This window comes from Halosimplex pelagicum (assembly GCF_013415905.1).
GTDB lineage: Archaea > Halobacteriota > Halobacteria > Halobacteriales > Haloarculaceae > Halosimplex > Halosimplex pelagicum.
Genome location: NZ_CP058909.1, coordinates 4962127 through 4987984, shown reverse-complemented (window position 1 = coordinate 4987984; position 25858 = coordinate 4962127). Strand labels below are relative to the sequence as shown.

The following is a 25858-nucleotide window of genomic DNA, read 5'->3' as shown; positions in this document are numbered from 1 at the left end:
CTCAGGCCACCTCCGCCATCGCGTCGACGAACCGGTCGACGGCGGGCTCGTTGGCGTCGGTCACGCAGATCTGGATCCGGTGTTCGCCGACGACGTGGACGGCGAACCCCTCCGATTCGAGGTCGCTCGCCACCGCGGCGGCGGGCTGGTCGGTGTGGGCCTGGAACTCCCGGAAGTGGTGCCGGTCGTTCACGGGCGCCCGGAGCCCCGACACCTCGTCGAGGCGGGTCGCGAGGTCGTCGGCGAGGACCACGCAGTCCTCGGCGAGGTCGACCAGTCCGTCCGGGCCGAGCGTCGCGACGTGGATCGCGGTTCGCAGGGCCATCAGCGCCTGGTTCGTGCAGATGTTGCTCGTCGCCCGCTCCTTCCTGATGTGCTGCTCGCGGGTCTGGAGCGTGAGCGTGAACGCCCGCCGGTCCGTGGCGTCCTCGCCGACGCCGACGAGTCGGCCGGGGACCTGCCGGAGGTACTCCTCGCGGGTGGCGAACAGGCCAGTTCCCATGCCGTAGGCGGTCCCGGCGCCGAGCGCGCTGGCCTCGCCGACGACCACGTCGGCGCCCACATCGGCGGGCCGCTCCAGCAGCGCGAGCGCGACCGGGTCCGACCCGAGGACGAACAGCGCGTCGCGCTCGTCGGCGAGGTCGCCGACGGCACCCAGTTCGGGTTCGATGGCACCGGAGACGGTCGGATTCTCGGCGTAGACCATCGCCGCGTCGTCGTCGAGCGCGTCGGCCAGTCCCTCGGTGTCGACGGTCCCCTCGTCGGTGGGGTAGGTCTCGACCGAGAGGTCGGGGCCGTCGGCGTAGGCCGCGAGGACTTCGCGCTTGCCCTCGCGAAGCCGGTCGGGGACGAGGATCCGGTCGCCCGAGACCGAGCGGACCCGCTGGGAGAGCGTCGCGGCCTCGCCCAGCGCCGTCGCGGCGTCGTACATCGAGCAGTTCGCCACGTCGAGGCCCGTCAACTCGACCAGCATCGACTGGTACTCGAAGAGTGCCTGCAGGAACCCCTGGGCGACCTCGGGCTGGTACTGCGTGTAGGAGGTGAGAAACTCCTGGCGGCTCGCCAGGTCGTCGACCAGCGCCGGGACGTAGTGGTCGTAGTGGCCCCGGCCCATGAACTCCGTCAGGTCGTCGTTGCGCCCGAGCGTCCGCTCGACCAGTCGGCGTGCGTCGCGCTCGCTCCGGGCTTCGATGCCGAACTCGCCGTCGAAGCGGACCGGATCGGGGATGTCGAACAGGTCCTCGGCGCTGTCGACGCCGACCGCGTCAAGCATCGCCGCGGTGTCGTCAGCGTCGCCCGGCGCGTACGGACTCCCGCGCGTCTGCCGTGTCATGAGTGTCCCTCGCGTGTCATAGTAAACTCCCTCGGGAGATAGCGACCCTATCGGACGCACCCACATGAGCCTCCCGTTTCGGCGTACCGCCGGTCGTCGTTCGGTCCCCGGAGCGAGGGCGACCCCGTTACGCGTCCTGCAACCGCTCCAGCGCCTCGATACACTCGATCAGCGCGCGGCCGTTGTGGTAGGCGCCCTTGTACATCGCGCCCTTGCGGCCGACCGGTTCCAGATCCTCGGTCACACCGGAGTGCCACTCGCCGACTTCGCGGTCGACGTGGTACTCGTCGACGAACTCGTAGGTCTCGGCGAACACGTCCGCGTATCGGTCGTCGCCGGTGAGTTCGTACATCCGCAGGGCGCTGGTCAGCGCCTCGGCCTGGACCCACCACGCCTTGATCCGGCTGGTCGCGGGCTCGTCGAAGGGGCCGTAGAAGTAGAAGCCGCCGTGGTCGTCGTCGTAGCCGTACTCCAGCGAGTAGTCCCACAGCGTCTCGTACAGATCGCGGTAGTAGTTCAGCGAAGTGTCCAGCGCGTCGGCGGCGTCCATCGTCAGCCAGACGTTCTCCACGTCGTGGCCGTAGGAGACGATCCGGTAGTTCTCGTCGTCCAGCAGGGGCTGCCAGTCGGGGGCGTACTTGTCGGTACAGGCGCCCAGGCCCTTCCGGACGACCGTGTTGGTGTTGATCGTCAGTAGCTCCGAGAGCCGTTTGCCGGCGCGGTCGTGGCCGGTGGCCTCGTAGAAGGTGGTCAAGGCCTCCATCAGGTGGAGGTGGGTGTTCATCAGTTTCGTCGTCGGGTCGAGTTCGGCGTCGACGTCCTCCTTGGGTGACCAGTCCGGTTCGATGTTGTCGAGGTAGGTGCCGCCCTCGGTGATGGGCGTCCAGTCGGGCTCGAAGTACTCGACGTAGCCGCCGTGTTCGTGGTCGTACGCTTCGGCCTCGAATCGCTCGAACAGCTCGACGGCGGCCTCGCGGGCGGCCTCGTCGTCGCTGGCGCGGTAGTACTCGGCGAGGCCGTAGAGGACGAACGACTGGCCGTACATGTGCTTGTTCGGTTTCACCACTTCGCCGTCGCGCTCGACCTCCCAGTAGTAGCCGCCGTGGTCGTCGTCGCGCATCTCCCCGGTGAGGAAGTCGAAGCCCCGTTCCGCGGCGTCGAGCAGCTCGTCGCCGTAGCCCGCCCGGTAGAGCCGGGCGGAGAACCAGACCATTCGGGCCTGGGTGACGATCATCTTCCGGTCGTTGCCGGCGAACTCGCCCTCGGCGTCGTAGCTGGTGAGGAAGCCGCCGTGTTCGGTGTCGACCGCCCGGGGGTACCAGAAGTCGATCACCGTCTCGCGGAGGTTCTCCCGGAGTCGGGGCAGGTACGCCTCGGCGAGGGTGGCGGGGTCGCGTGACATGGTTTCGCGTTCTCCCGGCCGGTACTTGAACGCTCTCAACGCGGAAGCGAGCGGCTTCAGTGACTGTCCCCATGGGCGGCGCGAGCGTCACCGGCGAGCGGGAACGGCCGACCGTCTTTATGCCGGGCCGGTCCCGACTCGACGTATGGAAGTCGTCGCGAGCGACGACCCGATGATCGACGCCGAACTGCTGGGGCAACACCTGGGCGGAGACGTGACCGTCACCGTCGCCGAGACGGGCTCCGAGGACGCGGTCCGAGAGGCCGCGAGCGACGCCGAGGCGCTCGTCGCGAACGTGTCGACGCCGGTGACCGCCGAGGTGCTCGACGCCTGCGAGGACCTGCGGATCGTCGCGCGAGCGGGCGTCGGCATCGACACCGTCGACGTGGGCGCCGCGGCCGAGCGCGACGTGGTCGTGACGAACGTCCCCGAGTACTGCACCGACGAGGTGGCGACTCACACCGTGGCGCTGCTGCTGGCCGCGCTCCGCTCGCTGGGGCGCTACGACCGCGACGTGAAGGCCGGCGGCTGGGACTGGCGGGCCGGCGGCGAGATACACCGCCTCTCCGGTCTCACGCTCGGGTTCGTCTCCTACGGTCCCATCGCTCGCCGCGTCCGGGAACTGGTCGATGGGTTCGGCGTCGACCTCGTCGCCTACGACCCGTACGTCGACGCCGAGGAGATGGCCGCCGACGGCGTGGAGAAGGTCGATTTCGAGGCGCTACTCGACCGGACCGAACTCCTCTCGGTGAACGCGCCGCTAACCGAGGAGACTCGCGACATGGTCGATCGGTCGGCCTTCGAGCGACTGGCCGACCACGCGGTCGTCGTCAACACCGGCCGCGGCGGCGTCGTCGACGAGGCCGCGCTGGCCGACGCGCTGGCGGCGGGCGAGATCTCTGCCGCCGGGCTGGACGTGTTCGCCGAGGAACCGCCCGCGGGCTCGCCGCTGTTCGATCGCGACGACGCGATCCTGACCCCCCACGCGGCGTGGTACTCCGAGGAGGCCCGCGCGGACCTCCACGAGACGGTCGCCGCGAACGTCCGGGCGGCGCTGGCGGGCGAGCGGCCGCCCGACCGGATCGACCCCGACCTGGACTGGGTGTGAGCGTTCGACCGCCGGCGTCGAGGGTCCGACCGCCGCCGTCGAGCGCCGGTGGGGCCGCCCGTCGGTAGTCGCGTCCTACTCCCCGACCTCGATCCGCGTCCCGGGCCGGTCGTCGTCGTCGTCGGAGACCGGGAGCCGCACCGTCAGCACGTCGTCGCCGTAGGTCGCCGAGATTGCGTCGGCGTCGACCCGCCGCGGCACCGAGACGTGGCGGTTGAACACGCGGGTCTCCCCATCGTCGGTCCGGTGTTCGGCGGTGACGTGGAGCCGGCCGTCGTGCCAGCGGAGGTCGATATCCGCGCGGTCGTACCCCGGCAGGTCGGCGTACACCTCGTAGCTCCCCTCGTCTTTGAACAGTTCGACCTCGTGGTCCGGGTGGTGTGTCACGGTTGCCTCCACTCGAACCGACGGCGCCGCGCCATTTCAATCGCCGCGGCGATTCCCGGTCGGCGGGAGCGCCCGTGCCATTCGTTGACTAACCGGTCAGTCAGTTCGGAACGCTTTTGACTGACCGGTCAGTTAAGATCGGTAATGACTGGAGCGACGGACAGCGCCGCGGCCGACGGCTCCACACCGGAGGCCATCATGGGGGCCACCTACCGCGCGCTGTGCGAACACGGCTACGCGGATCTGACGATGCAGGACATCGCGGACGAATCGGACAAGAGCAAGGCCTCGCTGCACTACCACTTCGACACCAAGGAGGAGTTGCTGCTCGCCTTCCTCGACCACCTCTACGACGCGTTCACCGACGACGTCGGGACGACCGACGGCGACGACGCTGTCGACCGGCTCGTGACGTTCGTCGACAGGGTGCTCTGCCCGGCCGAGCGAACGGACGAGGCGCGTGCGGGGTCGAGGCCCGACGCGACGAGCGACGGCGAGACGGATGGCGACGAGCCGAACGACGGCGGCGAGACGGACGAGTTCGAGGAGTTCCAGACGGCGCTGCTGGAGATCAAGGCCCAGGGGCCCTACGTCGAGGCCTACCGCGAGCAACTGGAGCGGGTCGACGCGTTCGTCCGCGACCGCGTCCGGTCGATCGTCGCCGACGGCATCGAGGAGGGGACGATCCGCTCGGACGTGGACCCCGACGACACCGCCGCCTTCGTCGCGACGCTCGTCGACGGCGTGAACACCCGCCGGGTCGCCCTCGGCGAGACCGACGGGAGCGTCCGCAACACCTTCCTCGCGTACGTCCGCGAGAACCTCGTCGCCCCCGGCGCCGACGTGGCGGTCGACCTCGGCGGCGATCCGGGGAACGATGCGGACCGTGACACCGACGGCGACGCGACCGAGGCCACCGACGACGACGACGTGACCGGATCCGCCGACGGGGACGATGGCCGGGCGGCCGCGGGAGGCGACGACTGATGGCCGGCTCCCTGGAGCGCCTCGTCGCCGGCGTCCGCAGGCGGGTGAACATGGTGTTCAAGGACCGCGAGGAGTTCGACCTCACGTCGGGCGACATCCCCCGCCCGCTGTTCTATCTCTCGCTGCCGATCGTCGTCACCAACCTGCTGCAGACGGCGTACAACCTCGTCGACACCATCTGGCTCGGCCAGTACAGCGAGACGGCGCTGGCGGCCATCGGGATGGCGTTCCCGCTCGTCTTCTTCCTCATCTCGCTGGGGCTGGGCATCTCCATCGCCGGGAGCATCCTCGTCGCCCAGAACATCGGCGCCGACGACGAGGAGCAGGCCGAGTTCGCCGCCTCCCAGACCGTGACCTTCGCCATCATCGCGTCGCTGCTGCTGGGCGCGTTCGGCTACCTCAACGTCGGACGGCTGCTGGACCTCATCGGCGGCCCCGAGAACGTCGTCGCCGGCGCGACCGGCTACCTGCAGATCATCTCGCTCGGGATGGTGTTCATGTTCGCCTTCTTCGTGTTCATGTCGCTGATGCGCGGCTACGGCGACACGATCACGCCGATGCTGGTCATGTTCGTCACCGTCGTCGTCAACATGGTGCTCGACCCGTTCCTCATCTTCGGCTGGTGGGTCTTCCCCGAACTCGGCATCGAGGGCGCCGCCTACGCCACCATCTTCTCGCGAGCGCTCGCGACCGTCATCGGCATGGCGATCATGTTCCGCGGCAACCGCGGCGTCCAGATCCACCTCGCGGACATGTGGCCCGACCTGACCTACCTCCGGAAGATCCTCCGGGTCGGCGTCCCCGCCTCCATCGAGAACACCGGCAACTCCATCGCCGTCGTGCTCATGCTGACCATCGTCACCCCCTTCGGCGAGACGGTCATCGCCGCCTACACCGTCGGCGTCCGCATGTTCTCGGTCATCTTCCTCCCCGCCATCGCCGTCGGCCGCGGGGTCGAGACGATGGCCGGCCAGAACATCGGCGCCGGCGAGCAGGAGCGGGCCGGCCGCGCCACCAACTTCGCCGCAAAGGCCATGTTCGGCGCCCTCGCCGCCGTCGGCGTGCTCACGTGGCTCGGCGCCCCCAACATCGTCGCCATCTTCTCCGACGACCCCGAGGTGGTCGAGATCGGCCGCCTGTTCCTCCGCTACGTCGCCCCGACCTTCGGGTTCACCGGCATCTTCCACTCCTACAAGGGCGGGTTCCGCGGCGCCGGCAAGACGCTGACCGCCGCCGCCATCTCGATCACCATGCTCGGCCTCGTGCGCCTCCCCGTCGCCTGGTTCGCGTCCGGCGAGATGGGCTACGAGGGCATCTGGCTCGCGTTCGGCGTCTCCAACCTCGCCGGCGCCGCCATCGCCTTCGCCTGGTACCGCCTGGGCACCTGGCGCGACGCCTCCCTCACCGACGCCCCCGGCGTGGGCCCCACCCCCGACGCCGACGCCGAACCCGCCACCGACGACTGATCGCGAATCCGCTCCGGTTCGGTCGTACCGATGGCACGTCAGGGGGATTCTGTCGCAATGCGATGCTGTGCGGTCGGCGCGTGCTGTCGAGCGTGCCCGCCTCGTGGCGGGCCGCTCGAAATAGTCGCGCGAGGGATGAGCATCGCAGCCTGCGAGAAGCGCAAGCGGCTGGGGAGGCGTGAGGCTGTCTGCGGTTGCTGTCGCGGTGCGGTTGCTGTCGCGGTCGCGGTGCCGTGCTGTCCTGGCGGACTGAAAGGGCGAGGCGCGCTCGCGCGCAGTTCAGTCGCCTGAGCGGGCACTATCGGCGCGGGCGGTGCGGAGAGCGCGGATATCCCGGTCAGCGACCGCGAGCGCGTCGAGGGCTTTCATCGCCTGCTGTCCTCTGCGGTTGCTGTCAGTCGACTTCATTCCGCGATTCATCCAACAGTAACAACCGGTACACTCGAAACTAGAACTGAACGCTCTCGAAGCGACCGGCCGAACGGTTAACTCGCCGCCGTCCGACTCGGGGGTATGGCCATCGGCGACGTGTCCGCGGTGACGGTCGGCGACTGCACGGACCTGTCCTACGTCGACACGGGGATGTACGACACCGAGGCGTACGGGGCGGTCTACCTCATCGACGACGACCGGCCGGCGCTGGTCGACACCGGCATCGGCACGAACTACGAGCGCGTCCTCGATCTGGTGCGCGAGGCGGGCCTCGCGCCCGAAGACATCGAGGTGATCGCGCTGACGCACGTCCACCTCGACCACGCGGGCGGCGCGGGCTTTCTCGTCGAGGCGTGCCCGAACGCCGACGTGTACGTCCACCCGGCCGGCGCGCCCCACGTGGCCGACCCCGAGCGGCTCTGGGCGGGGACGAAGTCGGCGGTCGGCGACCAGATCGAGTTCTACGCGGAACCGGAGCCGGTCCCCGACGAGCGGATCGTCGAGATCGAGGGCGGCGATGCGATCGATCTGGGCGACCACGCGCTGGAGGTCCATCACGCGCCGGGCCACGCCCCGCATCAGGTCGTCTTCCACGACCCCGCGAACGACGCGGTCTTCACCGCGGACGCGGCGGGCATCTACGCGCCCGGTCCCGGCGAGGTCTTCCCGACGAGCCCGCCGCCGAACTTCGACCCCGAGGGGTGTCAGGACGATATCGACACGCTGCGGGAGATCGACCCCGAGGTGCTGTGTTACGCCCACTTCGGGCCGGCCGAGACGGGTGACAAACTGGACCGGTACGCCGAGGTGCTGGACTCGTGGGTCGAGGCGGTCGCCGAGCGGCGGGCCGAGTCGGGCGACGACGAGGCGGTGATCGACCGCTTCGTCGCCGAGGCGGACGCCGAGCGGGCGGTGTGGGGGCGGGAGAAGGCCGACGCCGAGGTGGCGATGAACGTCCGGGGCGTGTTGACGGCGCTGGACCGGCGCGAGGAGTAGCGGCGGCGCGGTCGGACGGGTGAGCGGGGGCGCGGCTGGACGTGTGGGCGGCGGCGCGGGTGGGCGGTGGCCGCGCCGTCGGCGGGCGGTCAGTCGGCGGTGCCCTCGAAGAGGCCGCCGAACACCTTGCCCTCGGCCTTGCGGAGGTGCTGGTGGAAGGTGGGCGGGGAGACCTGCAGCGACTCGGCCACGTCCTCGCCGGAGGCGTCGCGGGGCCACTCGAAGAAGCCGGCGTGGTAGGCCGCCTCCAGCGTGGTCCGCTGGCGGTCCGTGAGCCCCTCCAGTAGCGACCGGGTCGGGCGCTCGCGGTCGTCCTGTTCGGTCACCTGCCGGCGGCGCAGCATCGTCGCCCCGGGGTAGGCCTCGGTCACGGCGTCGATCATGCGGCGCACGTCCGTGTTCGGCGAGACGTGCAGCGTCATCCGGTAGTCACCGTCCTCGACGGTGGCCTCCTCGACGGAGCCGCCGAGCGAGGCGAGCGTCGACAGGACGGGCGGTTCGACCATCCGGAGTTCGAACCCGCGGTCGCCGTCGGTCCCGGCCTCCTGGAACGACACGTCGTTCCAGTGGGGGAGGTACTCGACGAGGCCTTCGAGCGTCTCGACGGCCTCGGGCGAGCTCGTCCCGTAGACGAGGAAGTCGTCGTCGCCGGCGGAGACGACGTGGTCGAACGAGAACCGCCCCGCCGGCTGTTCGGGGAGCCCGAGCTCCTCGAAGAAGTCCGCGATGCGGAACTCCAGTTCGACCACCTCATCGGACAGCAGCGCCTGCTTGCGCTCGGCGGCGGCGATGGCGTGGCCGACGACCTCGCCGAGCTGGGCCAGGACCGTCCGCTCCTGGCCCTCGAAGGCGTCCGGGCGGCCGGCGTAGACGTTCAGGACGCCGTAGGTCGTCCCCTCGTGGACGATGGGGATGGCCGCCGACGACCGGACGCCGTAGCTGTCGACGCGCTCGCGCCAGGGGTCGTGGGCGTCGCTGGCCCGGATGTCCCGGGTGACCTGCACCTCGCCCGTGCGGAACGCCCGTCCGGTCGGGCCGCCGCTGCGCTCGTCGTCCGGGTCGATGGAGATCGTGATCCCATCCAGATACCCGTCCGTGCCGGCCTTCGCGCGCGGCGCGACGGTCTGGTCGGCGGTGTCGACCTCGCCGATCCAGGCGAACTGGTAGGAGTCGGCGGCGGCGAGGTGCTCGCACACCGTCCGCTCGATCTCCTCGCGGGTGGACTGGTCGACGACGGCGTCGGTGATCCCGTTGACGACCTCGTTGAGGCTGTTGAGCGCGGCGAGCTGCTCGCGCTGGCGGACGAGGCGGTCCTCGTAGCGGTGGCGGTTGATCGCCGTCGCCAGCACCGTCGCCACCGACCGGACGAAGTTCACGTCCTGCTCGGAGACGCCGCCGGGCTCCGTGTCGTGGGTGCCGAGGATCCCCCACGGGTTCTCCGGCGACCCGACGACGACGCTGATCCCCGAGCGCACGTCGTGGTCGCGCAGCAGGGCCGGGCCGCCGAACCGGTGTTCGCTCCGGAGGTCATCGACGACGACCGGGTCGCCCGACCGGAGGGTGTACGCCGCCTGGGAGTCGTCTTCGACGGCCGAGACGGTCGCCTCGCCGACGATCCCCTCGTCCCAGCCGACGCCCTGGCGGAGCAGCAGCTGTTCGCCGGCCTCGTCCAGTTCGAGCACCTTGCAGTAGTCGTTGTCGAGCGTCGCGGCGACTTCCTCGGTCGCCTCGGCCATCAGCGCGTCCAGGTCCCGCTCTTCGAGGGCGCGCTGGCCGAGGTCGGTGACGACCGCCTGCTGGCGGATCCGCCGCTGGAGTTCCCGCTCGCGGTCGAGGCGCTCGGAGATGTCGCGGACGACGCCGCAGCGACCGGTGCCGTCGCCGTAGGGGAACGGCTCGTAGCGGGTCTCGACCGGGACGGCGCTGCCGTCCTTCCGGTGGAGCTCGAACTCGATGGTCGCCGCCTCGCGCTCGCCCGCCGCGACCGACTCCGCCCGCTCCTCGACGATCGGGGCGTACTCCTCGTCGTAGATATCGGTCGCTTCCATCCCCAGCAACTCCTCGCGCTCGTAGCCGAGCATCTCGCAGAACGCCCCGTTGACGAGGACGAACCGGCCGTCGTCGTCCAGCGCGTAGATGCCGTCGTCGACCGTCTCGACGATCCGCTCGTACTGTTCGAGTTCGCGCTCCCGTTCCTTGCGCTCGGTGATGTCGCGGACGACGGCGATGCGCTCGCGGGCCGAGTCGTCGCCCTCGTCCGGTCCCCCCTCGGCGTCCATCAGCGAGAAGGTCGCCTCGCCGACCCATTCCTCGCCGTCGGGGCCGGTCACCGTCGCCTCCAGCGTCGCCGTCGCCCGGTCGTCGACCGCGAGGGCGTCCTCGAGTCGCCGGGCCGCGGCGACGGCCTCCTCGTCGACGACCGTCGAGACGTGGCTCCCCACGAGCTCCTCGGGGTCGCGACCGACCATCGCCGCGTAGGTCTCGTTGACCTGCGTGAAGTAGCCGTCCTCGTCGACGACGTAGATGCCGTCCTCGACGGTCTCGACGATCCGCTCGTAGCGCTCCAGCTCCCGCTCGCGGGCCTTGCGCTCGGTCACGTCCCGGAAGTACACCGAGAGGCCGCTCTCGGAGGGGTGGGCCGACACCTCGAACCAGGTCGCCAGCGGCGGGAAGTACGCCTCGAAGGAGACGGACTCGCCGGTCTCCCGGGCGCGCTCGTAGTGCTCCTCGAAGGTCGACCCGGCGGCCGCCGGGAAGGCGTCCCAGACGTTCTGCCCGACCATGTCCCGCCGGTCGCGGTCGAGGAGCTCGGACGCCCGGTCGTTGGCGTAGGTGAACCGCCAGTTCTCGTCGAGCGCGTAGAACCCGTCGTCGATGCGTTCGAGCACCTCGTCGAGCTCGTGTTCCAGGTCCGCCCGGCGCCGTTCGAGCCGCTCGGCCTGCTCTTTGAGCTGGGTCACGTCCTCGGCGGAGACGACGACGCGATCGACCTCGCCATCGTCGGCCAGCGGCACGGCGTCGATCGAGAGCCACCGCTCGCCGAGGTCGGGGAGGTCGAACCGGCCGACCCAGTCCCTGACCGGCTCGCCCGACCGCCGCGCCCGCTCGTATGGCTGCTCGTCCAGCGGCACCGGCTCCCCGTCCTCGTCGCGGACGGCCTCGGTGGGGAGCTGCGCCAACTCCGCGTCGACCGCCGACGCGCCGACCGACTCGCCGATCCCGAAGTACCGCCTGATGCGGTCGTTCATCCTGACGGGCTCGCCCGCCTCGTCGAGGACCGCGACCCCGACCGGGATGGCGTCGAAGACGCGTTCGAGGAGGTCCCGCTCGCGCTGGAGGCGCTGCTCGAACTCGCGGCGCTCGGTCATGTCGCGGGTCACCTTCGCGAACCCCTCCAGGTCGCCGTCGTCGCCGTAGATGGCCGTGATCGTCACGTTCGCCCAGAAGCGCGACCCGTCGGCGCGGACGCGCCAGCCCTCGTCCTCGATCCAGCCCCGCTCGGCCGCCGCCCTGAGGTTCCGCTCGGGGACGCCCGCCTCGCGGTCGGCCTCGGTGTAGAACGTCGAGAAGTGCTCGCCGACGATCTCGTCGGCCCCGTACCCCTTCAGGCGCGCGACGCCGGGGTTCCACGTCCGCACGCAACCCTCGGTGTCGAGCCGGAAGATGGCGTACTCCTCGACGGCGTCGACGAGCGACTCGAACTGGTCGCGCTGGTCGCGCTGGCTTCGATCCGCCTCTTTCCGCTCGGTCACGTCGACGTACAGCTCCACCCGACCGCCCGCGTACGCCCCCGACTCGATCGGCCGACTCCGGTGTTCGAGCCACCGCTCGGCCCGGCCGTCCCCGGCGGTGACGTGGCACTCGAAGCGCTCCTCGCCGGCCTCGCCGTCGTACGTCGACCGGACCCGGTCGGCGAACGCCGCCGAGTCCTCGACGGCCGGCGCGATCCGCTCGTCGAGCAGGGCGCGCTTGTCCCGACCCAGGGCGTCCGCGCGGTCGATCCCGAAGTAGCGCTCGACGGCGTCGTTGACCCACGCCACCTCGCAGTCGTCGTCGAGGACGAACACGCCCACGTCGACCGTCCGGAGCACGTCCGAGACGAGCGACTCCGCCGCCGCCGGCCAGTCGGGCTCCTCGGCGTCGGCGGCGACCGAGTCCGGGACCCGCCACCAGACGCGGGCGCTCGCGCCCACCTTCTTCGTCCGGAGATGTCCCCCGTCGACCAGCCGGTCCAGCCGGTCGTACGTGCTCCGCCGACCGAGGCCCAGCCGGTCGGACACCTCGCTCGTCGTCCTCGGTTCCCCGTCCCCGTCGAACACCGCGAGCGTCTCCCGGAGGCTCTCTGTCAGCCCGTGCGGTTCCATTATCCCCACCCAGGGTCGGCCGCCACTACAACCTTCCGCCGGCGGAGTCACCAAGCGATCGCGACGGATCAGTATCCGACACGTATCGCGCCATCGAACGGACCCACGCGGCCAGCACACGTGACGGTATCGTTACAGTACCAGCGTAGTGGAGGACCTAATCACTTCTAGCGAGCCCTTACCCAGGTGGGGGTAGTCTGTACTGATACGTCCGACGGAGACCACCAATGTCCCAGACCACATCCCAGACGACCGACGACGGCCGAACCGTTATCGACCTCGACGCTGACGAGCGCTACGACCTCCTGGCGGCCGAGCGGCGGCGGACGGTGCTGGCCGTCCTCACCGAACGGGGCGGCGCCACACCGACCGGGCTCGACGAGCTCACGACGGCGGTGGCGACGCGCGAGGGCGACGAAGCGTCCGGCGAGGCGGCCGAACGGCTCGCCGTCTCGCTGCATCACGTCCACCTGCCGCGGATGGACGACCTGGGCGTGCTCGACTACGACCCGACGGCCAACCGCGTCGAGACCGTTCGCGCCCTCGAGACGGCGCAGTCGGACTGACGACTCGCGTGGTCGTCGACGGCTCTACCGGTGCGAGACCCATCGGTTCCCGCCCGGTCACGGCGGGAACCGTCTCCCCTCGGTCGGTCACCGAGCGATGAAGGCGCTCTGTCCGAACTGCGGAGAGGCCGAGGGCGAGCGAACCGCCACGGGCCACGGGTCCGACGCGGGCATCGAAGTCACGTTCTCCTGTCCGGAGTGCGACCACGTCTGGTCGGTCGGGCTGTAGCCCGAACGGGTGCTCGCTGGGGGAGCGGTTCGCACGCGCGACTCGTCGAGATATCGCTCCCGCGGACGGTTCTTCGAGATATCGCTCCCGCGGACGAGCCGCCGGAGCGTCGACCGCACGGGCGGCGACCCGTACGTTTATCGGGACGGACACCTACCACCCACGCGAGAACACAGTGACTGTCGCCACCAGTCCCGACTGGGACGCTCTCCGATCCCGGTGTCGGCACCCCGCGCTCGGCTCCGACGGACCCTTCGGTCCGCCGGACGCGGGTGAACTGCGGCGACGAGACCGTGCGGGCGGGATCTCGGCCAGATGAAGTCGCTGGAACGGGACCTCGGACTCCCGACGGTACTCGCCATCAGTATCGGTGCGATGATCGGGAGCGGTATCTTCATCCTCCCGGCGCTGGCGCTGGAGACCGCGGGCCCGTCGGTCGTCTTCGCGTACCTGCTCGCTGGCGTGCTCGTGCTGCCGGCCGCCCTGTCGAAGTCCGAGATGGCGACGGCGATGCCCGAGGCCGGCGGGACGTACATCTACATCGAGCGCGGGATGGGGCCGCTGCTCGGGACGATCGCCGGCGTCGGGACGTGGTTCTCCCTCGCGTTCAAGGGCGGGCTCGCCCTGGTCGGCGGGGTCCCGTACCTGCTGATCGCCTTCGACCTGCCGGTCGAGCCGGTCGCGCTGGCGCTTGCGGCCGTGCTCATCCTCGTCAACCTCGTCGGGGCGAAACAGACCGGCCGCCTGCAGGTGATCATCGTCGTCGCCATGCTCGCGGCGCTGTCGTGGTTCGTCGTCGGGAGCGCGCCGAGCGTCCAGCAGACCAACTTTCGGCCGTTCTTCACCGACGGCGCGGGCGGGCTGCTGGCCGCGACCGGGCTGGTGTTCGTCTCCTACGCCGGCGTGACGAAGGTCGCCAGCATCGCCGAGGAGGTCGAGGACCCCGACCGGAACATCCCGCTGGGCATCCTGGGGTCGCTCGGGTTCACGACGCTGCTGTACGTGCTGATAGTCGCGATCATGGTCGGCGTCACCGACGCGGGCGTGGTCGCCGACTCGAAGGTCCCCGTCGCCGACGCCGCCCGCGCGACCGTGGGCACGCTCGGCGTCGGCGCGGTCGTCGTCGCGGCCGTCCTCGCGCTGATCTCGACGGCCAACGCCGGTATCCTCTCCTCGTCGCGCTACCCCTTCGCGATGGCCCGGGACGGCCTGGTCCCCGAGTCGCTGGCCGCCGTCAGCGAGCGCTTCGGGACCCCGGCGACCTCGATCACGCTCACCGGCGGGGTGTTGCTCGCGCTCATCGCGTTCGTCCCGATCCGCGAGATCGCCAAGCTCGCCAGCGCCTTCCAGATCCTCGTCTTCATCCTGATCAACATCACCATCGTCGCCTTCCGCAAGGGCGAGATGGAGTACGACCCCAGTTTCGAGTCGCCGCTGTACCCCTGGACGCAGGCGTTCGGCGTCCTCGGTGGGCTCGTCCTCATCACCCAGATGGGCGGGACGGCGATCCTGGGCGCGGTCGTCATCACGGTCGGGAGCGTGGCGTGGTACCTCGTCTACGCCCGCCCGCGCATCCAGCGCGAGGGCGCGGCGACCGACGTGGTTCGCCGCCAGGTCGGCGAGAACGTCCTCACCGAGACCGAGGACGCCATCGAGGGCGAAACCTACGAGGTGCTGGTCGCGCTCACCAGCGAGGTGACCCGCGAGCGCGAGGCGGCGCTGTTGCGCATGGCCGCCGACCTCGTCCGCCCCCACGACGGCCGAGTCGTCGTCGTCTGGTTCGAGGAGGTGCCCGACCAGGCGCCGCTGGGGACCGCGACCGAGACGCAGTCGCCCGCCGAGGTCCGCTTCGAGGAACAGACCGACGACCTCGCGGTCGACCTCGACGTCGACGTGGACGTGGGCGAGATCGTCAGCCACGACACCAAACACGCGATCGTCAACTTCGCCGAGCACCGCCGCGCCGACACGATCCTCGCGGAACACGAGCGGCTCCGCCTGCGGTCGCGGCTCGTCGGCGACCCCATCGACTGGGTGGTCCGACACGCCCCCACCGACGTGCTGCTCGTCGACAACAAGGGGTACGACCGACCCCAGCTGATCGAACTCGTCGGCGACGGGGGGCCGTTCAACCCCGACCAGGTCGCGGTCACCGAAGCGATCGCCAGCCAGAACGGCAGCGAGGTGTGTCTGGGCTACCCCGGGACCGACGACAGCCCCGACCAGCGCGAACGGACCATCGAGGAGTACCGCGAGCGGCTGGCCGAGCTGCTGTCGGTCCCGGTCCGGACGCCCTCCGAGCCGGGCGCCGACGGCGGCACCGACGGCGGCTCCGACCGGCCGGACCTCCGGATCCGGCGAGGGGCCGACCACCGGCTCCGGGGCGCCCTGCTCGACCGACAGGACGGCGGCCCGGCCGAGTGTACGGAGATATCCGTCCACTCCCACGAGTCCGGACAGCCCGGCATCGTCCGCCGCCTCTTCGAACGCGTCGTGTTCTGAGGGGGGCCGAGTCTCCCCGCCGTCTCACCGGTCCGACCCTTCGCCGCTTTTCTCCCGGCGCCCGCTCCCGAACAGCCGCTCGGTCAGCGGTCGGTCGGTGGGCCGCTCGGCGAACAGCACGGACGCGTCGACGTCGTTGACCACGTCGAGGTGCAGCGAGTCGGTGACGAGCCGCGAGATCATCCCCCGCTCGGTCGCCCCGAGCAACACCATCGTGTGGTCGGTCGCCGCCGACTCGATCGCCGCCTCGACGTCGCCGGAGTCGTCGACGATCGCGGCCGCCCCGCCCAGGTCGTGCTCCGCGCCCCACTCCTCGAGGAACCGCTGGCCCGCCTCGCGCTGGTCGGGGCCGTCGACGACGTGCAGCAGCGATACCTCGGCGCCGGCGTCGGTCTGGAGGGCGCGCGCGACCTCGGCGCTGAGGTCCGAATCCGGGCCGCCCGCCGTGGGCAGCAGGACCCGCGAGCAGTCCAGACCGCGGTCCTTGACGACCAGGAAGTCACAGGGGAGGCGGTTGGTCAGTTCGTCCAGCGGTCGCTCGGCGCGGGCGTCGTTCCAGAGCCGGCCCTGTCCCCACCCCATCAGCGCCAGGTCGGGCCGGGTGCGCCGCGCCCGGTCGAACACCTCCTCGAACGACCGCGAGGAGACGATCGTCGAGGTCTCGAAGGCCACGTCGTCGCGTCCGACCTGCTGTTCGAGGTCGTCCATGAGCCGCTCGGACTCGCGGGTGATCCGGCGCCGGTCGCCGTCGTCGAGGGGGCGGTTCGACGGCGCCTGGACGATGTGGACGGCGTGGACGGTCCCTTTCTCGCGCGTGCTGGCCAGCGCGCAGGCGAACTCGACCAGCGGCCTCTCGGTCCGCGGGTTCGCGATCGGGACCAGGATGCGGTAGGAGTCGGGGTCGCGGACGAACTCCTCCAGAGTGTCGACCAGCGGCACGTACGACCGCCCGGCGAGGTTGCCCAGCAGCATCTCTCGGACGGAGAGCCGGCGGACGTTCTCGAACTGCTCGATCTCCAGGCGGCGCTCGCTGGTCTGGTAGTAGTTGACGACCGTGACCAGCAGGATACCCCCGAGCGTGTTGCCCAGCAGGACCGGGATCACGAACTGGGTGAGCCCGGGGACCAGCGCGAGGTCGCCGGCCAGCATCGTGTACACCACCTCGGTGAACGAGACGACGACATGGAAGAGGTTGCCCAGCGGGATCGCCAGGAAGGCGAGGTAGACGACGGCGATCCGGGAGATGGTGTCGCGGGCGGCGAAGTCCATCCAGACGACGCCGGCGACGATCAGCCCGGCGAAGGCGGCCTTGAAGAAGAGGGCGGTGACCGGCGTCTCGATGCCGTTCTGGGCCAGTCCGAGGGCGTACTCCGCGGCGGCCGGCTCGAAGACGCCGCCGTAGGCGAGCACGACCGCGCCGACGGCGCCGCCGGCGAAGTTCCCCGCGAGGACGATCAGCCAGTGGCGCACCAGCGCCGGGAGGCTGGCCAGCCGCTCCAGGGTCAGCGCGACCGGCGGGAGCGTGTTCTCGGTGTAGAGCTGGTAGCCGCCGATGATGATGTAGACGAACCCGAGCGGGTAGAGCATCACCGCCAGAACCGGCGACTCCGTCGACGCCGACAGCGAGGCGTACAGCAGGAAGGTGATCGTGATCGCGAACCCGCCGGCCACGCCGCTGAAGAACAGCTCGCGGAAGCCGGACGTGATCTCGTGGTCGGCGTCGGCGACGATCCGCTGGAACACCTCGTCGGAGGAGAATCGACCGGGGACGACCTCCCCCGTCTCGGGGATGTCGTCGGCGGCGTCCTCCCGGTGTGCCCGCGACTCGTGGTCGGTGTCGGCCATTACTCACATCGCCAGTACGGAGGCCCAAAGAGGTTTGTCTCTCCGCGGCGCGTCGACCGCCGAGCGGCGGCCCCAGTCGGCGCGATCCCGCCGTCAGTGGGGTGTGCTTTTACGTGCGGCAGTCGACAGCGGAGACGAATGGCCGAGAGTACGTTGCTCCTGCTGGTCGCCGGTATCATCGCCATCGGGGTGCTCGCTCAGATCCTGGCCGACCGCCTCCAGGTGCCGGCCATCGTCTTCTACATCGTCGCCGGGCTGGTGCTGGGCCAGCCGGGACTGGACATCGTCACCGAGGATACGTTCGGCGGCGCCCTCTCGACGGTCGTCGGGTTCGCCGTCGCGATCATCGTCTTCGAGGGGGCCTTCCACCTGAAGATCGAACGCATCAAGGCGGCGCCCCAGGCCGCCCTGCGGCTGGTCACCGTCGGCGCAGTCATCGCGCTGGCCGGGACGGCCCTGGCGGTGCGGCTGGTGTTCGGCGTCTCCTGGAACCTCTCGCTGGTGATCGGCTCGCTGCTGGTCGCGACCGGCCCGACGGTCGTCACGCCGATTCTCAGCATCGTCCCGGTGCGCGACCGGGTCGCGACCGCCCTGGAGTTCGAGGGCATCGTCAACGACGTGACCGCGGCGATCCTCGCGGTCGTCTTCTTCCAGACGGTCCTGCCGGAGACGGCCGGCAACGACATCGTCCGCGGGTTCGTCACCCGGCTCGGGATCGGACTGCTGTTCGGCGTCGTCGTCGCGGGCGCCGTCTACTACCTGCTGCGGTACGTCGACCTCTCGCCGGGGGACGCCCCGCGCAACGCCCGCCTGCTGGTGCTGGCGGGCGCGCTGGTCGCGTTCGCCGCCGCGAACTTCGAGGCGACCGAGGCCGGCGTCGCCGCGGCCGCGACCGCCGGCTTCCTGCTGGGCAACGCCGACGTGCCCTACGAGGCGGAGATCGAGGCGTTCAAGGGCGACCTGACGCTGCTCGTCCTCGCGTTCGTGTTCATCGGGCTCGCGGCGCTGCTCGAACCCGCGGCGCTCGTCGAGGTCGGCGTCGGCGGGCTGGTCGTCGTGGCCGCCATCGCGCTCGTGATCCGGCCGGTGCTCGTGTTCCTGTCGACCGCCGGCGACCGGTTCACCCGCCAGGAGCGGACGTTCATGAGCCTCGTCGGCCCGCGGGGGATCATCCCGGCGTCGGTCGCGACGCTGTTCGCCGTCCAGCTCCAGAACGCCAACCTCGTCCGTGAGGCCAACGTCCTCCTGGGGACGGTCTTCCTCGCGATCTTGCTGACGGCCGTCTTCGAGGGCGGCCTCGCGCGCCACCTCGCGCGCTACCTGAACGTCATACCCATGAGAGTCATCATCGTCGGCGGCGGCCGGGTCGGCCGGTCGCTCGCCGAACGGCTGGAGAACCGGGGCGAGAACGTCGTCATCCTCGAAGAGGACGAATCGACCGCACAGGCGGCCCGCAACGCCGGGTACACCGCCATCATCGGCGACGGTACCGATACGGAGGTCCTCCGGGAGGCCGGCGCGGACAACGCCAAGACGGTCGTCGCCGCGACGGGCGACGACGACGCGAACCTGCTCGTCGCGCAGCTGTCGAGCTCGAAGTTCGACGTCGAGAACGTCATCGCGCGGGCGAACAACCCCGACAACGTCGACGCCTTCGAGGACCTGGGCGTCCGCACCATCTCCTCGTCGATGGCGACCGCCTGGGCCATCGACAACCAGATCGAACGCCCCGCCATCGCCCACTGGATGACCGACGTGGGCCAGTCGGGCGACGTGCAGGAGGTCGAGGTCACCAGCGAGAAGATCGCCGGCAAACCCGTCCGGGAGGTCGGGCCGATGCTCCCCGACGCCTGTCTCATCGCGCTGGTCGGCAAGGGCGACTACACCACCGCGGAGGTCCCCGGGCCGGACTACGTCATCGAACTCGGCGACCACGTCACGCTGCTGGGCCAGCGCGAGGCGGTCCGCGAGGGAATGAAGCTCGTCGATCCAGACTGACGACCGTCACCGCCCCGTTCTCCGCGCGTCGCCGCGTCCTCCGCCGTCACTCCACGGGGATCCGAACGCCGACGCGGCGGCCGCGCTCGCAGTCGGGTCGCAGCTCGCCGCCGAGCCGCTCGGCGCCCCACGAGACCGCCCAGATCTCCAGGTCGTCGGCGTGTTCGAGCTGGGTCTCCCCGCCGTTGGTCACCGCCGTCGCGTCCTGCTCCGGGAGGAGCCGCCCGTCGCTCTCGACGGTCACGTCGACGTAGGAGCCGTCGCGCTCGACGGTCACGGCGACCGGCGCGTCGGCGTTGCCGGTCGCGTACGACAGCAGGTGTTCGCAGATCGACGCGACCAGCTCCGCCGACCGGCGGACCTCGGCGTCGTCGTCGGCCGTCACCGACACGTCGTGGCCCTGATCGCGGAGGACGGCGGCGACCTCGGTCACCAGCGCGCTCACGTCGGCCGCGTCGTCGCTCGCCGGGTCGAGACACATGCTCTCCTCGACGGCGCGGGCCCGCTCGCTCACGTCGACCAGCGAGTCGGCCGTCTCCCGCAGTCGCTCGGCGACCCGCTCGTTACCCCCGTCGGCGGCCGCGTCGGCCATCGCGTACACCGCCGTCATGTCGTTGCGGACGTTGTGCCGGAGCACCCGCTGGAGGACCTCCAGGCGCTGGCCGCGGATGCGCTCGTCGGTCACGTCCCGCAGCGCCACCGCGTAGCCCGCCTCGACGGCCCCGTCGCGGCGCACCCGCGAGACCGACACGTCGAAGTAGCGCTTCCCGGCCGGTCCCTCGAAGGGGATCGTCGACTCGGCCGGCAGGCCCTCGGGGCCCAGCAGGTCCTCGTCGACCAGCGCCGACAGCGGCTCGCGGACCACCTCGCCGAGCGGTCGCTCGAACAGCGCCTCGGCCGACCGGTTCATGTCGACGATGCGCGCGTCGCCGTCGGCGACCACGACCGCGTCGTTGAGGTTCGAGACGATGGCGTCGCGACCGATCGCCTCCGCGATCGGCAGCGACCGGTAGGGTCGCCCGACCGCGATACCGACGGTCAGCGCCGCGAGGATCACCGTCTGAGTGACCACCGCACCCGTCTCGATGGTGATGGTGCCCGCGAGCTCCAGCGCCGAGGTGACCAGCGGGAGTCCGACCACCGACAGCCCCACCAGCGACAGCGCGACGCCCCGGGATCGCTCGAAGGAGCTGTACCGCGTCGCGTCCCAGACGAGCAACAGCGACAGCCCGATCAGGATCCCCCACGACGTCGCGCTCGGGACGGAGCTGAGGAGGATGTACACCGGCCCCACCGTCTCCACTGACTCGGTCAGCGACAACACCGGCGTGAGCCGCAGCAGCGCGCCGACCAGCCCGGCCACCGGGAGCACCAGCGTGAGTACCAGCGCCGTCCGTCCGCCGTCCTCCCGCCCCGTGTAGGCGATGACGAACGTCGCCCAGCAGACCGCCCCGCCGAAGACGGCGATCTGCGTCAGCGGGGCGAGCGCTCCCGCGGGCAGACCCAGCCCGATCACCAGCGAGGCGCTCGCGGTCACGACCGCCAGCAACGCCGCTATCGCGACCAGCCCGGTACCGCCCGGCCGGTCGCGTACCCCCCGCAGCCGCCACGCGTGCCACCCGAACGCGACGGCCACGGCGCCCAGTATCGGCCCACCCACCAGCGGCGCCGAAAGCACACCAACAGTAGCCACACTGACAACATAAATATTTTTTCGAACGAAAATTCTCGGTCTCGGCGGTCTCAGGACCGCTTCGTTCGCTTCGTTCACCGGTCGCTCCGCTCCCCGTTCACAGCGAGTGCTCCCTTCGATCGCACCTCGCTTTCGCTCGCGACCGGTGAACCGCGCGCCGGTGGCGCGCGGACGTTAGGGCAGCGAGAACTCGATGGCCGCGCCCTGGCGCGACCACCTTTTTCTCGTCGGGTGTCCTCACTCGCTGCGCTCGCTGCGGGCACCACTCCTCGAAAAAGATGGGGCAAAAAGCGGGCCTCGCGATGCTCGGCCCGGTGAACCGCGCGCCGGTGGCGCGCGGACGTTAGGGCAGCGAGAACTCGATGGCCGCCCCCTGGCCGAAGCCGACGCACTCCGTCGCCAGCCCCAGGTCGGCGCCACGGCGGTTCATCTCGTGGATCAGCGTGACGGGCAGGCGCGCGCCGGAGGCGCCGAGCGGGTGGCCGATGGCGATGGCGCCGCCGTTGACGTTGTAGATGTCGTCGTCGAAGCCGAGCTCGCGCTGGCAGTACAGCGCCTGACTGGCGAACGCTTCGTTCAGTTCGACCAGGTCGTAGTCGTCGGTGTCGCGGCCGGTCCGCTCGCAGAGCTTCCGGACCGCCGGGACCGGGCCGACGCCCATGATCGTCGGGTCGACGCCCGCGACCATGTGGTCGCCCACCTCGGCGAGCACGTCCAGTCCGTGTTCGTCGGCGAAGGCGCGGGAGGTTATCATCGTCCCCGAGGCGCCGTCGGAGATCTGGGAGGCGTTGCCCGGCGTGATCGTCCCCTCGCTCTTGAAGACGGTGGGCAGCCCCGAGAGGGTCTCCAAGGAGGTGTCCCGGCGGATGCCCTCGTCCTCGTCGACGGTCCCCTCGTCGGTCTCGACGGGGACGATCTCGTCGCCGAACCGGCCCGAGTCCGTCGCGTCGGCGGCGCGCTGGTGGCTGCGGAGGGCGAACTCGTCCTGATCCTCGCGGCTCACGCCGTACTCCTCGGCGACCTTCTCGGCGGTCATGCCCATCTGGAGCTCGCCGATGTTGTACAGTTCGGCCAGCCGCGGGTGGACGTTGTGGGTGTTCTGCCCGAGTTCGACGCGGCTCATCGACTCGACGCCGCCGGCGATGACGCAGTCCCGTTGCCCGGCGGCGATGGCGTCGGCGCCGCGCATGATCGCCTCCGCCGAGGAGGCGCACCAGCGGTTGATGGTCGCGGCCGGCACGTGCTCGCCCAGATCCGAGAGCAGGGCGATCACGCGGGCCACGTTGTTGCCCTGCTCGTCGCGCTGCTGGGCGCAGCCCCACAGCAGGTCGTCGACCTGCTCGCTCGCCAGGCCGGTGTCGGCGAGCATCTCGTTCACCAGCGGGACCGACAGGTCCTCGCTGCGCACGTCCGCGAGGGCGCCGTCTTCCTTGCCCTGCGGTGTCCGCCGCGCCTGCACGATGACCGGTGTCGCGTCGCTCATGGATCCCGAGTGGGGCCGCGACGTGTTAAGTCCTCACAAACGACCGACGCGTCGCGCGGAGTTTCTCGGACGCCGGACCGCGACGGCGGCCCGACCGTCGAGCCGCGACAGCGGCCGGGCGCCGGGTCTCACAGCAGGTCGCCGACGACGAACAGCACGACCGGGGCGACCATCAGCAGGACGCCGACGACCAGCAGGACCGCCGGGAGCACGAGCAGGCCCATGTCGGTCAGCAGCCACAGCCCCAGGCCGCCGAGGACCAGCAGGAACCCGACGAGCCCGAGTATCATCCGGAACACGCCCCCTAGTCCGAAGTCGGTCGCGACTTCCGCAACTTCGAGGACCTCGTCCATGGTTCGTCCGGCCTGTCGTTTCCCCGGGGACATAAACGTGACGAGACGTATCAGTTACCTGTCGTTCCCGAGCACCGGCAATATTCAGACGGCGGGGACGGTTCGCGAGACTTATCCGGTCGGGGGACGAATCTCGGTGGGAATGAGCGATCCGGAGCTTGCGGTCGTGGAGTTCGTGCTGACGGCGCAGGCCTACAGCGACAACCGCGACCTCGACGCCGACGATCTGCCGCCCGCCTACCGGGCGGTCTTCTGGAGCGACGGGGAGATCGAGCGCCCGCTCTCGGCCACGACGACGACGGCCCGAGAGGCGACCGACGTGGACCGGCCCTGGGAGGCGATATCGGGGCTGATGTTCACCGACCGGGACGACTTCTCGGGCACGATCACCTTCACCGACGAGGACATGGCCGAGGAGTGGTTCCTCGACCGGGTCGACGCCGACCACCTCAACGACAATCCCGTCCTCGCGAACGTCTACGAGGACCGGATCGACGGCGCCGACTACGAGCACGCCCGCGCGGAGAACCGACCGGTCCGGGCCGACCGGGTCTGGATCGACCAGCTCCTCGAGGAGTACTTCGACGAGGACGACGAGGACGAACAGGAGATGCTCGACCTCGTCGACATCCGCGCCCCCGAGGAGGTCGAGATGAGCATGGACGACCTCGTGCTCACCGCCGACCAGGAGGGGGAGATCCACAAGATCGTCAAGGCCATCGAGCACCGCGACTACCTCGCCCAGATCGGCCTCCGGGAGATCGGGAAACTGCTGTTCGTCGGCCCGCCGGGCACCGGGAAGACCTCCGTCGCCCGCGCGCTCGCCAGCGAACTCGACCTCCCGTTCGTCGAGGTCAAACTCTCGATGATCACCTCCCAGTACCTCGGCGAGACGGCCAAGAACGTCGAGAAGGTGTTCGAGGTCGCCACCCGGCTCTCGCCGTGTATCCTCTTCATGGACGAGTTCGACTTCGTCGCCAAGACCCGCGCCAGCGACGAGCACGCCGCGATCAAACGCGCCGTCAACACCCTCCTCAAGAGCATCGACGAGGTGAGCCTCATCGAGCACGAGGTGCTGCTGATCGGCGCGACCAACCACCCCGACCAGCTCGACGCGGCGGCCTGGCGCCGCTTCGACGAGATCGTCAACTTCCCGAAACCGGACGACCAGATGCGGGCCGACATCCTCGAAGTCGTCACCCGCGAGATGGAGATCGACGACTTCGACCCGATGGAGGTCGCCCGCCAGACCGAGGGGCTGACCGGTTCGGACCTCCGACTCGTGTTGCGCGAGGCCGTCCTCGACGCCCTGACCGAGGAGCGGACGACGCTCACCCAGCAGGACCTGATGGACGCCGTCGCGGGCTTCGAGGAGCGGGACAACCTCAAGAACATGGACATGATCGAGGGCGACCACGACGCCCTGGTCGCCGGCGGCGACATCTCCGGAACCAACGACGCCGCCTCGGACGGCGGGCACTCCCACGACCACGACCACTCTCACGACGACTGAGCGCGGTTCGTCGGGACCGTGACGGCCGTCCCGGCCCGAAGCGCGACCGCTACTCGTCCGGTTCGCTGACTCGCACCAGCTGTTTGCCGACGTTCTCGCCCTCGAACAGTCCGAGGAAGGCGTCGGGCGCCGACTCCAGCCCCTCGGTGACGGTCTCGCGGTACTGCAGGTCGCCGCTCGCGACCCACTCGGCCAGCCGCTCGGTTGCGGCCTCGAACCGCGGCGCGAAGTCGCCCACGAGGAAGCCCTCGACGCGGGCCCGCTTGCTGACGAGCCCGGGGAGCTTGCGCGGGCCGGTCGGCCGTTCGGTGGCGTTGTACAGCGATATCTGGCCGCAGACGGCGACGCGGGCGTCGACGTTCAGCCGGTCGAAGACCGCGTCGGTGATCGGCCCGCCGACGTTGTCGAAGTAGGCGTCGACGCCGTCGGGCGCCGCCTCGTCCAGCGCCGCGCCGTAGTCGTCGGTCGCGCTGTAGTCGATCCCGGCGTCGAAGCCCAGCTCGTCCTCGAGGAACGCGACTTTCTCCGCCGAGCCGGCGAAGCCGACGACGCGAGCGCCGGCGAGACTCGCGATCTGGCCGGCGACGGAGCCGACCGCGCCCGCGGCGCCGGTGACGACGAACGTGTCGCTGGGGCCGGGTTCGGCCACCTCGCGGACCCCGAAGTAGGCGGTCCGGCCGGGCATGCCGAGGACGCCCAGCGCCGTCGAGACCGGACCCAGGTCCGGGTCGACCGCCCGCAGCGCGGTCCCGGGCGCGGTGGCGTAGTCGGCCCACTGGAGGTCGCCGGTCACGATGTCGCCCGCCTCGAAGCCGGCGCCGTTCGATTCGACGACCTCGCCGACGACGCCGCCCCGGAGCGGGTCGCCCACCTCCCAGGGGTCGGCGTAGGACTCGCCGGCGCTCATCCGACCGCGCATGTACGGGTCGACCGAGAGATAGCGGGTGCGGACGAGCGCCTCGCCCGGGCCGGGGTCGGGCACGTCCGTCTCCACGAGGTCGAACGTGTCGTGGTCCGGTTTCCCCTCGGGTCGCTTCGCCAGGCGGAACTGCCTGTTCTGGTCTCGCATGGCTCCCGGTACGGACGTGGTCCGGAAAGGTCCCGCGACTTCCGGGCACAGTAAACTGATTTCCAGTTTCCTCGTCGCGGTGCCGTCGGCCGGCGCCCGCCGGGATCGGCAGCGTTTCGGCGACGAGGGTCG

18 protein-coding genes are annotated in these 25858 nt (G+C 70.5%); 9 read left to right on the top strand and 9 right to left on the bottom strand.

Annotation, left to right across the window (positions count from 1 at the left end):
• Window position 1: 1 nt before the first annotated feature.
• Together gcvPA and HZS54_RS24970 are read right to left on the bottom strand one after the other, a co-directional pair.
• Window positions 2-1333 (bottom strand): aminomethyl-transferring glycine dehydrogenase subunit GcvPA, encoded by a 1332-nt coding sequence (gene gcvPA, locus HZS54_RS24975; RefSeq protein WP_179919773.1) that lies wholly within the window; start codon window positions 1331-1333, stop codon window positions 2-4.
• A gap of 127 nt (window positions 1334-1460) precedes the next feature.
• Window positions 1461-2735, bottom strand: a complete 1275-nt coding sequence (locus HZS54_RS24970; RefSeq protein ID WP_179919772.1) for an AGE family epimerase/isomerase — start codon at window positions 2733-2735, stop codon at window positions 1461-1463.
• Between the two features lie 145 nt (window positions 2736-2880).
• On the opposite strand from HZS54_RS24970, the gene HZS54_RS24965 reads away from it, so the two are divergent.
• Window positions 2881-3843: a C-terminal binding protein gene (locus HZS54_RS24965; RefSeq protein ID WP_179919771.1), complete on the top strand. Its 963-nt coding sequence runs from the start codon at window positions 2881-2883 to the stop codon at window positions 3841-3843.
• Between the two features lie 75 nt (window positions 3844-3918).
• On the opposite strand, the gene HZS54_RS24960 is transcribed toward HZS54_RS24965, so the two are convergent.
• On the bottom strand, window positions 3919-4230 hold the full coding sequence (locus tag HZS54_RS24960) for an Hsp20/alpha crystallin family protein (protein WP_179919770.1): 312 nt from the start codon (window positions 4228-4230) through the stop codon (window positions 3919-3921).
• Between the two features lie 144 nt (window positions 4231-4374).
• Here HZS54_RS24960 and HZS54_RS24955 point away from each other — a divergent pair, with 144 nt between their 5' ends.
• From HZS54_RS24955 to HZS54_RS24945, 3 genes are all read left to right on the top strand, one after another.
• Window positions 4375-5217 (top strand): TetR/AcrR family transcriptional regulator, encoded by an 843-nt coding sequence (locus tag HZS54_RS24955; RefSeq protein ID WP_179919769.1) that lies wholly within the window; start codon window positions 4375-4377, stop codon window positions 5215-5217.
• Window positions 5217-6683 carry an MATE family efflux transporter gene (locus tag HZS54_RS24950; protein WP_179919768.1) on the top strand — a complete coding sequence of 489 codons (1467 nt, stop codon included), beginning with the start codon at window positions 5217-5219 and terminating at the stop codon, window positions 6681-6683. Before HZS54_RS24955 ends, HZS54_RS24950 begins: the two co-directional genes overlap by 1 nt.
• Window positions 6684-7196: 513 nt before the next feature.
• Window positions 7197-8111: an MBL fold metallo-hydrolase gene (locus tag HZS54_RS24945; protein WP_179919767.1), complete on the top strand. Its 915-nt coding sequence runs from the start codon at window positions 7197-7199 to the stop codon at window positions 8109-8111.
• Between the two features lie 89 nt (window positions 8112-8200).
• Here HZS54_RS24945 and HZS54_RS26110 read toward each other — a convergent pair whose 3' ends face one another.
• On the bottom strand, window positions 8201-12475 hold the full coding sequence (locus HZS54_RS26110) for a PAS domain S-box protein (RefSeq protein ID WP_218927100.1): 4275 nt from the start codon (window positions 12473-12475) through the stop codon (window positions 8201-8203).
• Between the two features lie 227 nt (window positions 12476-12702).
• On the opposite strand from HZS54_RS26110, the gene HZS54_RS24930 reads away from it, so the two are divergent.
• The 3 genes from HZS54_RS24930 (at window position 12703) to HZS54_RS24925 (ending at window position 15772) form a co-directional block, all read left to right on the top strand.
• A complete protein-coding gene (locus HZS54_RS24930; protein ID WP_179919766.1) occupies window positions 12703-13041 on the top strand; it encodes a DUF7344 domain-containing protein in 339 nt (112 codons plus the stop codon).
• A gap of 97 nt (window positions 13042-13138) precedes the next feature.
• Window positions 13139-13270, top strand: coding sequence for a hypothetical protein (locus HZS54_RS26550; RefSeq protein WP_281377728.1), 132 nt, complete (start codon window positions 13139-13141; stop codon window positions 13268-13270).
• A gap of 315 nt (window positions 13271-13585) precedes the next feature.
• Window positions 13586-15772 carry an amino acid permease gene (locus HZS54_RS24925; protein WP_179919765.1) on the top strand — a complete coding sequence of 729 codons (2187 nt, stop codon included), beginning with the start codon at window positions 13586-13588 and terminating at the stop codon, window positions 15770-15772.
• A gap of 24 nt (window positions 15773-15796) precedes the next feature.
• Here the strand turns inward: HZS54_RS24925 and HZS54_RS24920 are convergent, their stop codons facing one another.
• Complete coding sequence (locus HZS54_RS24920) at window positions 15797-17617, bottom strand: formate/nitrite transporter family protein (RefSeq protein WP_179919764.1); 1821 nt, start codon at window positions 17615-17617, stop codon at window positions 15797-15799.
• Between the two features lie 138 nt (window positions 17618-17755).
• On the opposite strand from HZS54_RS24920, the gene HZS54_RS24915 reads away from it, so the two are divergent.
• A complete protein-coding gene (locus HZS54_RS24915; RefSeq protein ID WP_179919763.1) occupies window positions 17756-19615 on the top strand; it encodes a cation:proton antiporter domain-containing protein in 1860 nt (619 codons plus the stop codon).
• A 46-nt stretch (window positions 19616-19661) separates the two neighbouring features.
• Here HZS54_RS24915 and HZS54_RS24910 read toward each other — a convergent pair whose 3' ends face one another.
• The 3 genes from HZS54_RS24910 to HZS54_RS24900 all read right to left on the bottom strand — a co-directional run bounded on the left by HZS54_RS24910 (window position 19662) and on the right by HZS54_RS24900 (window position 23144).
• Entirely contained in the window at window positions 19662-21293 is a 1632-nt protein-coding gene (locus HZS54_RS24910; protein WP_179919762.1) for a PAS domain-containing protein, read from the bottom strand.
• 358 nt (window positions 21294-21651) lie between these two features.
• Entirely contained in the window at window positions 21652-22791 is a 1140-nt protein-coding gene (locus HZS54_RS24905) for a thiolase family protein (protein ID WP_179919761.1), read from the bottom strand.
• Window positions 22792-22919: 128 nt separating this feature from the next.
• The gene (locus tag HZS54_RS24900; protein WP_179919760.1) at window positions 22920-23144 is read right to left on the bottom strand and encodes a hypothetical protein; all 225 of its coding nucleotides are present in this window, start codon (window positions 23142-23144) and stop codon (window positions 22920-22922) included.
• Window positions 23145-23286: 142 nt separating this feature from the next.
• On the opposite strand from HZS54_RS24900, the gene HZS54_RS24895 reads away from it, so the two are divergent.
• Window positions 23287-24657 carry an ATP-binding protein gene (locus HZS54_RS24895; protein ID WP_179919759.1) on the top strand — a complete coding sequence of 457 codons (1371 nt, stop codon included), beginning with the start codon at window positions 23287-23289 and terminating at the stop codon, window positions 24655-24657.
• 49 nt (window positions 24658-24706) lie between these two features.
• On the opposite strand, the gene HZS54_RS24890 is transcribed toward HZS54_RS24895, so the two are convergent.
• Window positions 24707-25726, bottom strand: coding sequence for an NADP-dependent oxidoreductase (locus HZS54_RS24890; RefSeq protein ID WP_179919758.1), 1020 nt, complete (start codon window positions 25724-25726; stop codon window positions 24707-24709).
• Between the last annotated feature and the right edge of the window lie 132 nt (window positions 25727-25858).

Bases quoted from the DNA above. Each gene is read 5' to 3' on its own strand.
- gcvPA (WP_179919773.1), bottom strand. From the start codon at position 1,333: ATGACACGGCAGACGCGCGGGAGTCCGTACGCGCCGGGCGACGCTGAC.
- HZS54_RS24905 (WP_179919761.1), bottom strand. From the start codon at position 22,791: ATGAGCGACGCGACACCGGTCATCGTGCAGGCGCGGCGGACACCGCAG.
- HZS54_RS24965 (WP_179919771.1), top strand. From the start codon at position 2,881: ATGGAAGTCGTCGCGAGCGACGACCCGATGATCGACGCCGAACTGCTG.
- HZS54_RS24945 (WP_179919767.1), top strand. From the start codon at position 7,197: ATGGCCATCGGCGACGTGTCCGCGGTGACGGTCGGCGACTGCACGGAC.
- HZS54_RS26550 (WP_281377728.1), top strand. From the start codon at position 13,139: ATGAAGGCGCTCTGTCCGAACTGCGGAGAGGCCGAGGGCGAGCGAACC.
- HZS54_RS24920 (WP_179919764.1), bottom strand. From the start codon at position 17,617: ATGGCCGACACCGACCACGAGTCGCGGGCACACCGGGAGGACGCCGCC.
- HZS54_RS24895 (WP_179919759.1), top strand. From the start codon at position 23,287: ATGAGCGATCCGGAGCTTGCGGTCGTGGAGTTCGTGCTGACGGCGCAG.
- HZS54_RS24950 (WP_179919768.1), top strand. From the start codon at position 5,217: ATGGCCGGCTCCCTGGAGCGCCTCGTCGCCGGCGTCCGCAGGCGGGTG.
- HZS54_RS26110 (WP_218927100.1), bottom strand. From the start codon at position 12,475: ATGGAACCGCACGGGCTGACAGAGAGCCTCCGGGAGACGCTCGCGGTG.
- HZS54_RS24930 (WP_179919766.1), top strand. From the start codon at position 12,703: ATGTCCCAGACCACATCCCAGACGACCGACGACGGCCGAACCGTTATC.
- HZS54_RS24915 (WP_179919763.1), top strand. From the start codon at position 17,756: ATGGCCGAGAGTACGTTGCTCCTGCTGGTCGCCGGTATCATCGCCATC.
- HZS54_RS24955 (WP_179919769.1), top strand. From the start codon at position 4,375: ATGACTGGAGCGACGGACAGCGCCGCGGCCGACGGCTCCACACCGGAG.
- HZS54_RS24890 (WP_179919758.1), bottom strand. From the start codon at position 25,726: ATGCGAGACCAGAACAGGCAGTTCCGCCTGGCGAAGCGACCCGAGGGG.
- HZS54_RS24900 (WP_179919760.1), bottom strand. From the start codon at position 23,144: ATGGACGAGGTCCTCGAAGTTGCGGAAGTCGCGACCGACTTCGGACTA.
- HZS54_RS24970 (WP_179919772.1), bottom strand. From the start codon at position 2,735: ATGTCACGCGACCCCGCCACCCTCGCCGAGGCGTACCTGCCCCGACTC.
- HZS54_RS24925 (WP_179919765.1), top strand. From the start codon at position 13,586: ATGAAGTCGCTGGAACGGGACCTCGGACTCCCGACGGTACTCGCCATC.